1 protein-coding gene is annotated in these 1,685 nt (G+C 71.4%); it reads right to left on the bottom strand.

The window, feature by feature from the left end:
* Positions 1–1,171 (bottom strand): ROK family protein (locus AB0B89_RS36305; protein WP_358562291.1); only part of this gene is annotated, 1,171 nt, incomplete at its 3' end.
* Between the last annotated feature and the right edge of the window lie 514 nt (positions 1,172–1,685).

The raw sequence follows: 1,685 nt of genomic DNA, 5'->3' as shown, positions 1-1,685 counted from the left end.
CTTGCCGTCGAGGTCGGACTCGAGCAGGCTCGGCACGTCGGACGGACGGGCCGCCAGGACGTGGTCGACCACGCGGGCGCTCGGCCAGCTTCGCGAAGTAGCCGCCGAGCACGATGACCCTCGGGTTGAAGAGGTTGACCAGGATCGAGCCGCCGAGCCCCAGCCATCGCCCGACCTCCGCCACCGCGGCCAGCATGCGCGGGTCGCCCTGGGCGAGGCCGCGGGCGATGTCGGCCACCCGCTCCTCGGGGTCGGGCATCGGCGCGGTCCCGAGCTCGTACGCCAGTTCGGGCGTGACCGCCCTCACCAGCGTGGCCAGGCCGACCTTGGTCTCCCAGCAGCCGGTGCGCCCGCAGCCGCAGCGGCTCCCCGTGGGGTCGACGGGCAGGTGCCCGACCTCCCCGGAGAACCCGTCCGCGCCGCGCAGCAGCCGGCCGCCGACGACGATGCCGCCGCCGACCCCCACCTCGCCGGTGAGGTAGACCATGTCGGCCGTGCCCGCGGCGACGCCGCCGGTGTACTCGGCCAGGGCCGCGAGGTTGGCGTCGTTGTCGACCATGACCGGCGCCCGGACGTCGCCGATCTCGGCGCGGAGCCGCTCGGCCAGGGGCAGGTCGCGCCAGCCGAGGTTGGGCGCGAAGGCCACGTGACCACGGGCGACGTCCACCAGGCCGGGAACCGCCACCCCGATGCCCGCCGGGGAGGCCCCGGCGCGGACGAGGTCGTCGATGGCGTCCTTGGCCACCCGGCCCAGCTCCTTGAGCGAGCGGTCGGGGCCCATGCCCATGGCGTCGAAGCCGACCCGCCGCTCGACCAGCACCCGGCCGCCGAGGTCGGTGCCGTAGACGGCGACGTAGTCGACGTTGATCTCCGTGCCGAGGACGCCCACGTGGGAGCCGTCCAGCGCCACGGCCCGCCGGGGGCGGCCGACCGCGCCCACGTGCTCGATGCCCACCTCGCGGACCAGGCCGCGGTCGAGCAGCTCCGCCATCAGGCTGGAGACGGTCGCCCGGTGCAGGCCGGTCGCGTCCGCGATGTCGGAGCGGGAACAGGATCCCTCGTCGCGCAGGTGACGCAGCACAAGGGCCAGGTTGGCGCGGCGGAGCGAGGCGTGACCCGCCGCCTGCGCGCGGACTCCTGCCGCGCGAGCCGGAGGCTGCCTCTGCGCCACGCCATCACCAGACCCAGTTTGTATGTATCCAAGAACAATTAACCGAGTTCTAACACGGCGAGATGCTGACGTAAACACCCGCAGGTGGTAACGACTTCGCATCCCCGGACTCGCCGAGGTCGGCCCAGCACGGCGGCTCGCGTTACGGAAGCGTTACGAAAGGCGAAGCGCTTCGACACTTGCACGTGACCGAAGGGCGCTCTTTAATTCGACAAGTCCTGCAAATAAGTTCCGTAAGCCCGCAAGTTGCTCGTTGATGCATGAAATTTCACGAGAAGACTTGCGGTGATCGTCCCCTGATGCCCCCGTCCGTCCGGCCGACAAGACCCGCGACGGAGCCGTTCCCGCCGACTTCGGCTCCGCCGCGGTGGTGCCGCTCGAATCGGCCGGATGGAGGGGACCCCCCTCTCCGGCCGGCCATGGAAGGACCAGGACCAACCATGGCACCTGGCTCTCCTCGGCCCTGCGGTCAGCCCCTACCCAGACGACAGCAGCGAACCTTGGACAGGGGTGA

It is taken from the genome of Sphaerisporangium sp. NPDC049002, assembly GCF_040649355.1.
Lineage (GTDB): Bacteria > Actinomycetota > Actinomycetes > Streptosporangiales > Streptosporangiaceae > Sphaerisporangium.
Note: the sequence above shows the minus strand (reverse complement) of the source record. Positions and strands in the feature narration are given on the sequence as shown.